The following is an 8,722-nucleotide window of genomic DNA, read 5'->3' as shown; positions in this document are numbered from 1 at the left end:
TCCCGAAGCTGAAGGATTTCAGGTTATTCCAAAACGTTGGATAGTTGAAAGAACCTTTGCTTGGCTCTCCAATTTTAGGCGCATGAGCAAAGATTACGAACATTCTCCTCTTACCTCAAAAACCAATATTTTCTTTAATATGATTACCGTTATGCTTAATAAATTAGCTACTTAAATGATTTCAAGACATCTTCTTAGAAAACCTATTTCTATGTCTTAAGAAGCACAAAAAGCATCACTATTGAGAAGTGTATCGATAGTCGTCGATACACTATCACATACTAAAAAGATGACTATTTACCTAAGCCAGGCCCTCCTGCTATTAGTACTTCATTTACTGGAGTCTTAGGTCGATCAACCTCTGCGCCATTTTCTACAAGAAACTTTACTATTTCTTCATAGCCCTTTTCAGTAGCAAAATGTAAAGCAGTTTTTTCTTTATTATCCATAGCATTAACATCTGCACCTTTTTCTACTAAAGCCTTTACAGCACCTAGATGACCATGAAAAGCAGCATAATGTAGAGCAGTTTTTTTGTATTTATTATCTCGAGTATTAATCTCTGTACCCCTTTCTACTAGAGCATTTATTACCTTTACATAGCCACCTTCAGCAGCCCAATGTAAAAAATTTTTTTTAAATCCGTGACTTGCTATGTTAACATTTGCACCTTTTTTTATTAGAAGTTCTACTATCTCTTCATAACCCCCTATAGCAGCCCAATGTAAAGGAGTGCACCTATCTCCATTTTTAGCATTAATATCTGCACCTTTTGCTATCAGATACTTTACTACCTCTTCACGACCATATAAAGCAGCACCATGTAAAGGAGTTGCTCTACTTTCACTTTTAGAATTAATATTAGCACCTTTTTCTACTAAGTCCTCCACTTCATTTAAATGACCTTTTCTAGCAGCCTCATGTAAAGGAGGTATTTCATAGTTATTTTTATTACTAAGCATACTCTATCCTCAAATTAATATATATACTAAATTTATAATACTTTTGCAAAAAAGTCAAGTTATTTTCTAGTTTAAATTGCGCTGATATCTCCAGCTTTTAAATTTAAAATAGAATTGGCAGGTATCATTAAGGTGTATTTAAGAAACGTATCGATGACCATCGATACACTATCACATACTAAAGATGACTATTCTGCACCCCAACCTACACCTTGGTTATGCTGTGCCTTTTTTGTTTCATCCATTTGAGTGTCAGGTTTTGCACCCACTGCTAACAGAGCATCTATTACCTCTTGATCAGACCTCTTTCGAAACTCAATTTTTGATGGCAATTCTGCTGTTGAAGCTGAGCTGTGTTCTTCAAATATATCCGAGGTGTTCGCTTGCACTTTTCCTAAAAATCCCTGACCATAAATCGATTTTGAAAAAAGTCTACTTTTAGTAGCCATCTGTAAAGCAGTTTTTCCATTTTTAGCTACAACATTAACATCTGCACCTAGTGCTAATAGAATCTTTACCACCTCTATATTCTTATGTTCAGCAGCCAAATGTAACGGAGTTTCTCCATAGCCATTTTGAGCATCAATATCAGCACCTTTTTCTAATAGATACCTTACTATCTCTGTATGACCTTTTTCAACAGCATAGTGTAAAGGTATCATTCCCTCTCTACTTTCAGTATTAATACCTGCACCTTGTGCTAATAGATATTCTACTATTTTTATATGATCCTTTTGAACAGCCAAATGTAACGGTGTTTCTTCGAGTCTATTTTGAACGTTAACATCTGCACCTTTTGCTACTAGATACTTTACTACCTCTATCTGCCCCCATTCAGCAGCACAATGTAAAGGAGTACTTCTATATTTACTTTTAATCTTAACATCTGCACCTTGTTCTATTAGGTACTTTACTACCTCTATCTGCCTACATTCAGCAGCATAATGTAAAGGAGTATTTCCATGTTTATCTTTAACATTAACATCGACACCTTCTTCTAGCAGACCCTTTATGTAAGATACACAACCAATTCTAGCAGCCTGACATATTTCTGCATTTTGCAAAAGCTGCTCTATCCGATCGTTATAAGCGAAATATCTTGGAAGCCTCCTCTTTTTATCAACTAACAAAGAATCTGCACCCTTCTCTAATAAAAACTTTACTATAGCTACTTTGCTATACCTAATAGGAGCGCTTTCCTCATTATTTACAGTATTAATTTTTGGTTTTCTTAATCTTAATAGAGTTCTTATTGTATTCAGACGACTACTACTATCACAACTTTTAATAGCATAATTAGTAGCCCAATGTAATGGAGCTTTTCCTTTTGCATTTTGAGCATTAATATCTGCACCATTTTGTAATAGCGCCTTTATTACACTCATCTGACCACGTTTAACAGCAAAATGTAGAAGAGTATTTCCTTTGCCATCTTTATCTTCAGAATCTCTATTTTCTAATAATTTTTCAAGTGCCTCATCACCCATAATTCTTTCTAATACTAGTATATATAGTTCAAATTACAACATTATTTTATTGAAAAGTCAAGTTGCTTCCAGTTGAAAATACTTATCTTTTAAACTTAAAGTGGAAGAGAATGTTCTTCACTGCCAAAAATTCGCTTGAACGCACTTGGGATCAAGAAATTTCCATAGGTTTATGCTCATATTATAGCAAGGTTATACCATTTTCTCATTATTTTGTATAATGAATTTTTAATGGGTTTTACAAGGTCTACTGAGAATTCCAAAAAATACTTTATATGTGATATAAATCTTATTTGTATAGGTTTTAATAATTTTCTTTAGATCAATAGGAGAAATTTTCTGTGTGCTATAATTTGCTCCTAAGTCTCTTAAATATCTCATAAAACTGCTTGCGCTTGAAAATTCTAACGTAAACTCTTTTAAATCAGAAAAGTATGCATTTGGATTTAAAGAAAGCAAATAATTATCCAATTCCTGCTTAGATGGGTACTGATAAGTCGGTACAGGTAATGAAAATTCCATGAAAATTTTAGACCATTCATTAAATGTGCCATCAAGCAAACATGAAAAGGCAAAAATACCTGAGTTCTCATAAGACTTTTTTATTGTTTTATTTAAATCACTTGTCCATTGCAGTGCCAGATTCGAAATAACGAGATCATGAAAACCAAAGTCCTGTTTTTCCATGTCACCCAGCAACTCCTTTGCCTGCACTGCAAGATCTAGTCTTTTTCTTGCTTGTATGAGCATGTTAGGTGATATATCACTTAAAACAAATTTACTTTTAGGAAAATAGCTAAACAAGCTTTCTGGAACGTACCCAATACCTGTCCCCAAATCTAAAATAGAACGTGGATAAAATTTAGGAAAATATTTTTTCAAGTAATTGACCAATTTTGTAGCACACTCTCTTTGAACTAAAGCAACATTATCGTAAGATGAGCTTGCTCTGCTAAAATTACCCTGTATGGATTTCTTGTGTAATTCCATTCAAAAAATTCGCAATTTGTTCATATACAAAATCACGCTCATATAACCCTAAACAATGATGACCTTTACTGTGTACAACAATTTTTACTTTATTTCTACCAAAATTATCATAGATAAGTTCTAAAGGAATGGTACTATCATTCACTGCACCTAATATCAACAGTGGTACATTCGGTAATTGATGCATTGCAGTAAGCGACTGTAAATCCTGCATTAACTTTGCTTTGTTAAAATGACTAGAAAAGTGATGATTTATACCGCAACGTTGATGGAAGGACGTTAATGTATCTATTGGATTCATATGAAAGTGCTTTATCATCGCACTGAGTTCGAGTTTTCTTTTTTTGTGTAATTGTGAATCAAACCCTAGGAAATTGGTAAAAGCCTGCATTCCAATAAGTGCTTTAAACTCTATATTTAATGAAGCTAGCTTGATTAGCCCGAGAGAATGTCCAACACCAATAAATGTATTATAACTTTGACTCAAATCGTCTTGACTTGGCAAATCTAACATTTCCTCTCCAAAATAACCAAGATCTAAGCAGTAGCAGGAGGTATGTGAAAAATATTCATTTATGAGAGGTGCAAAAAATTTGTGATCAAATCCCCAACCATGGCAGAATACAAAGCTATATCTCATAAGACTTCTTTCAAAATCGATTTATGGTAAGAAATTTTTAGAAGAAGTGCAAGCGAACACCGCAGAATACTTGGATATATTTGAGGAGCATAGCTCAGCTTTAACAACAAAATTGCCATCAGAAATTGAATTTAGAAAGAAGTCTATACTTGTTTCAGAACATGCAGCAAACGGTTTATATTCTCTTCAGAGTGGTTGACGTTAAGTGCAACACGTAATCTTGATGTTCCAGGAGGAACCGTCGGTGGACGTATAGCAGAAACAACTATCCCTTGCTCTAGAAGTTTTGCCTTTGCATTCATAACAGTATCTTCATCACTTAATATTATTGGAATAATATGCATAGTTGAATCTCCGGTATCAAAACCTAACATTTTCAATTTATCTCTTAAATTTGTAGCTTTTAAATACAAAGTTTGACGTTGATCGGAGAGGTGTGGCATTAAACTCCAAGCTTTAGCTGCTGCTCCAATAACAATTGGAGAAAGAGAAGTTGAATAAATAAATCCTGCGCACTTATTGATAAGATAATTTTTTATAACTTGAGAGCAAGCAACATATGCACCAAAACACCCCAAAGCCTTACTGAAAGTACCTAAAACTAAATGCGGAATTTCTTGTAGGTTAATGCTAGTAGATAAGCCATATCCCCTATCACCAATAACACCAGTTGCATGTGCTTCGTCCAGATACAAAAAAGCTCCGTATTCCTTGCTGAGAGTAAAAATTTCTTCTATTGGCACAATATCTCCATCCATACCGAAAATAGTTTCAGTAACGATGAACTTTGGCCTTAAGACATTTGCAAATTTTGCAAGTAAGTTGCTTAAATGATCCATATCATTATGTCGATATCGTACAAGTTCAGCACCACTTAAAAATACCGCTTGATATAGACTTGCATGATTAAGCTTATCAAAAAAAACAACCGGTTTGCTGCCTAAAACTGATTGATCCAGCAAACTTGCAAGTACCGTTACATTACCTTGAAATCCTGAATTTAGAATGAGAGACGATTCAGTTTTCTTATCTTGAGCAATTTGAATTTCAAAATCCTCAAATATTTTTGTATTACCTGAAAGTAATCGAGAACCTGTAGACCCTACGCCAAATTGCATGCCAGCAAGTTTTGCTGCCTCAAGTAATATTTCTGACTTACTTAAATTAAAGTAATCATTTGTGGAAAAATCAATAAAGTCTGGAGCTAGTGTTACATCAGGCAACTGACGATACTTTCTTTTATTTTGCAATGTATTACAATATTCATGGTATAAGTGATACATAGAGTTTTTCTTACTAGGAGATAAAATAATGACAAAAGAATGGACTTTTGCCAAGGCAAACGAAATCTTTGCCCTGCCGTTTCCTGAATTAATTTATGCAGCACAAACGGAACATCGGAAACATTTTCACTCTCATGAGATACAAGTTAGCACACTTCTCAGTATTAAAACAGGTAGCTGCCCTGAAAACTGTTCTTATTGCCCACAGTCCGCGCACTATGATACTGGGCTAAAAAAAGAATCTCTATCAAAAGTTGCTGAAGTAGTTGAAGCAGCAAAACGTGCAAAAGAAGCCGGTAGTACTCGTTTCTGTATGGGCGCAGCTTGGCGCGGACCTCGTGATGATGACTTAAAAATCGTTTGCGAGATGGTCAAAGAAGTAAAAAAATTAGGTCTTGAAACATGCGTTACTCTTGGATTACTAAAAGATCATCAAGCTAATATGCTGAAAGAAGCTGGGTTGGATTTTTATAATCACAATGTCGACACATCTGAAGAGTACTATGACAAAATTATCACAACCCGTACTTTTAAAGATCGCTTAGATACGTTGGAACATGTACGTAATGCTGGAATTAAAGTCTGCTGTGGTGGTATTCTTGGCATGGGTGAAACTAATGAGGACCGAATAAAAATGCTAGTTTGCCTCGCCAATATGAACGAACCTCCAGAATCAGTACCAATTAATATGCTAATAAAAATTCCTGGCACTCCGCTTGAAAATGTAGAGAGTATTGATCCATTTGATTTTGTTCGCACTATCGCAATAGCAAGAATTATGATGCCAAAGTCTTATATTCGCCTAGCTGCCGGACGAGAAAAAATGTCAGATGAACTACAGGCACTTTGCTTTCTTGCTGGTATTAATTCTATTTTCTATGGTGAAAGACTACTTACCGCACAAAATCCGGTGCCCGAACGGGATAATTATTTATTCCAGAAACTAGGACTAGAGAAATTACAATGTGTCGAGCATTTTTCCTAATAGTAAAAATATAGTTAACACACAAGTAGCAAATTAGCAAAGATATTGACGTAATTTACTTATTATGTAATAACATTAACTCATAAATTAAGAGATTAAATAATGATAGAATTAAAGAAATTACAAGAAGAGTTAGTTGCAAAATTTTTTTTACTTCTCGTAGAAATAGAAGATAGTGATGAAGATCGCAAAAGGGCATTAGAGATTATCAATCAATTAAAAGGCAATATTAATGCTCTTATTAGCTTTAACAGTAAACATGGTACAGTTTTAGATTTTTTGATTATGGCTGATACTCAAGGCTTTAACACAAACAATCCAAAAAGAATAAATAACAAGACGTTAGAAGATCTTGAAAAAGCTATTAAGGAGATGGGAGGAAAAACATTAGAGGAATTAGACCCTATACAAATCGTGGAGGAATTAAACTCAACACAAAGAAATGGTGAAAGACAAATTACTTCGAGAGGAGCTAATACAAATGCCAGAGATAATCAGGAACTCACCGCTTTACAGCTCGCTGTAATGAATGGCAGTAATGCATCGATAATTGATCTGTTAATAAGAGGAGGAGCTAACATATATGCCAGGGATTATGATAGACCCGCACCTTTACGCCGTGCTGTAATTAATGGTAATATTGATGTGGTAAGAGCAACATTAGATCGCTCTTCAACGGATGTAGAAGAAGTTACTATACAGCAGCATACAAGAGAAAGACAAAATACTCCAGACATTCCAAGATAAGTTACAGGCACTTTTCTGGCTATTTTCTATGGTGAAAATAGCAAAATCCGGTACCAGATTCCAGAAGCTAGGACTACAAAAATCACAATACGTCAAATATTAGACCTCCGGATTTATAGAGCCTAAATAGAAATAGTGTTACTTTCTTTAATAAAAATATTATTATTTTAATATATAATATGAGAATTTTAGGAGGAACGATGCTTTCTACAATATCGGCTACAACATGGAAAGAAATATTACAAGAAATATTAGATGACATAAATCCTGCTGAAAATTTAAGTTATCAAATTCTAGTTGAAAAACTAAAAGGAAAATTAATCACAAGACATCAAAATATACATAAAGATTGGGAAAAAAGCGGATTTAGTGTCTATCACCAGTTTCCATTTCAAAATGAAGGCATTAATAATGAAGGTACATTATTGCATATTGCTGCCTATTGTGGCATGAAAGGAATACTAAATATCGTATTAGAAGAAATAAAGTCCAACGCTAACGCGAGTGTTGAAAATAATAACACAACTCCAGAAGAGGCTTCATTATTGGCACAAAAGGCAAGTATTAATTCTCCAGATAACAACGGAGCCACTGCTTTACATTGGGCTGCTTGGGGTGGCAGTTACATTATGGTGAATTTTTTATTACAAAAAGAAGGCATAAATGCTGAGATTACAGATAATAAAGATGAAGCCACTGCTTTACATTGGGCTGCTAGAAGTGGTACTGCAGATGTGGTGAGTTCTCTATTATCACAAGAAGACCTGGTGAATCTTAAAGATAAAAATGAAGAAACTCTTCTGCATTGGGCTGTTAAAGGTAATAATGTAGGTGTTGTGGATAGGTTATTACAATATAATAATATACTTATCAATGCTAAAGATAAAAATAAATCCACACCTTTACATTTGGCTGCTCAGGAAAACCATATAGGTATATTAGAGTCTCTTTTAGAAAAGGGTGCAAGTGTTCATTCTTCAGATGGGAATCAAAACACACCTTTACATTTGGCTGCTAAACGTGGTAATAAAGAGATAGTAGAGATTCTATTGAAAAAAGGTGCAGATCCTTTATTAAAGAATGAAGATAATCAAACTCCAAAAGACTTAACTTGTAATAAAGAAATAAAGAATCTTCTGGGAAAAAAAGAAACCATACAAACCGCTAAATCACTTGTATTTTGTGCAACTTTAATAGCTGTTCTGGCAGCAACAAATAGTGTTATACAAGGAAATACTAAGCCGTTAGCACTTTCAATATTAGTAATTGGTGTATTCGCAATGATAGTAATTGGGTCCTTTTCACGTAAAGGAGCTGAACAGAATATTAGTGAAATAAGTAGCAGAATGCGTGATACACAAGCCGCTGGAGTTGTTACGAGTATTGGGAAAAGCAGCGAATAGACAGAGGCATACTGCAAAGCAAGTTGCGGGAGTGTTAAATAAACTGTGTCAAACCACATTTTTAGCTCAACTCAATTTTCAATCTTCCAGGAAAGAAAATGTCAAGCTGAGATATGGCTACTGCCCAATCATGCACAGGCATCGTCCATTTTTCCTCTGCCTTCTTTATAGCACAATATACCAACTTATACAAGGCATTTATGCTGGTAAATGAGCCCTTGGTCT

At 34.5% G+C, this 8,722-nt stretch carries 9 protein-coding genes and 1 pseudogene; 4 read left to right on the top strand and 6 right to left on the bottom strand.

The genetic code is table 11. The features are described from left to right. Positions 1 to 175: transposase (locus IC220_RS05250; protein WP_188152743.1), on the top strand; the 175-nt coding region annotated here is incomplete at its 5' end. A gap of 118 nt (positions 176 to 293) precedes the next feature. Here IC220_RS05250 and IC220_RS05245 read toward each other — a convergent pair. From IC220_RS05245 to IC220_RS05220, 5 genes are all read right to left on the bottom strand, one after another. Continuing rightward, positions 294 to 962 carry an ankyrin repeat domain-containing protein gene (locus IC220_RS05245; RefSeq protein WP_188153475.1) on the bottom strand — a complete coding sequence of 223 codons (669 nt, stop codon included), beginning with the start codon at positions 960 to 962 and terminating at the stop codon, positions 294 to 296. A 188-nt stretch (positions 963 to 1,150) separates the two neighbouring features. Next, entirely contained in the window at positions 1,151 to 2,449 is a 1,299-nt protein-coding gene (locus tag IC220_RS05240; RefSeq protein ID WP_188153474.1) for an ankyrin repeat domain-containing protein, read from the bottom strand. A gap of 228 nt (positions 2,450 to 2,677) precedes the next feature. Further along, the gene (locus IC220_RS05235) at positions 2,678 to 3,439 is read right to left on the bottom strand and encodes a methyltransferase domain-containing protein (RefSeq protein ID WP_188153473.1); all 762 of its coding nucleotides are present in this window, start codon (positions 3,437 to 3,439) and stop codon (positions 2,678 to 2,680) included. Continuing rightward, complete coding sequence (locus IC220_RS05230) at positions 3,408 to 4,079, bottom strand: alpha/beta hydrolase (RefSeq protein WP_188153472.1); 672 nt, start codon at positions 4,077 to 4,079, stop codon at positions 3,408 to 3,410. The genes IC220_RS05235 and IC220_RS05230 overlap by 32 nt, the downstream gene beginning before the upstream one ends. A 143-nt stretch (positions 4,080 to 4,222) precedes the next feature. Then, entirely contained in the window at positions 4,223 to 5,362 is a 1,140-nt protein-coding gene (locus IC220_RS05220; protein WP_188153471.1) for an aminotransferase class I/II-fold pyridoxal phosphate-dependent enzyme, read from the bottom strand. 25 nt (positions 5,363 to 5,387) lie between these two features. Here IC220_RS05220 and bioB point away from each other — a divergent pair, with 25 nt between their 5' ends. From bioB to IC220_RS05205, 3 genes are all read left to right on the top strand, one after another. Then, complete coding sequence (gene bioB, locus IC220_RS05215; protein WP_369408763.1) at positions 5,388 to 6,347, top strand: biotin synthase BioB; 960 nt, start codon at positions 5,388 to 5,390, stop codon at positions 6,345 to 6,347. A gap of 102 nt (positions 6,348 to 6,449) precedes the next feature. After that, a complete protein-coding gene (locus IC220_RS05210) occupies positions 6,450 to 7,094 on the top strand; it encodes an ankyrin repeat domain-containing protein (protein WP_188153469.1) in 645 nt (214 codons plus the stop codon). Between the two features lie 200 nt (positions 7,095 to 7,294). Continuing rightward, positions 7,295 to 8,497, top strand: coding sequence for an ankyrin repeat domain-containing protein (locus tag IC220_RS05205; protein WP_188153468.1), 1,203 nt, complete (start codon positions 7,295 to 7,297; stop codon positions 8,495 to 8,497). Between the two features lie 61 nt (positions 8,498 to 8,558). On the opposite strand, the pseudogene IC220_RS05200 reads toward IC220_RS05205, so the two are convergent. Further along, positions 8,559 to 8,722 (bottom strand): annotated as a pseudogene (locus tag IC220_RS05200) (IS256 family transposase); the annotation flags it as partial.

Origin of the sequence: Wolbachia endosymbiont of Pentalonia nigronervosa, from assembly GCF_014534705.1 — a bacterium.
Lineage (GTDB): Bacteria > Pseudomonadota > Alphaproteobacteria > Rickettsiales > Anaplasmataceae > Wolbachia.
Note: the sequence above shows the minus strand (reverse complement) of the source record. Positions and strands in the feature narration are given on the sequence as shown.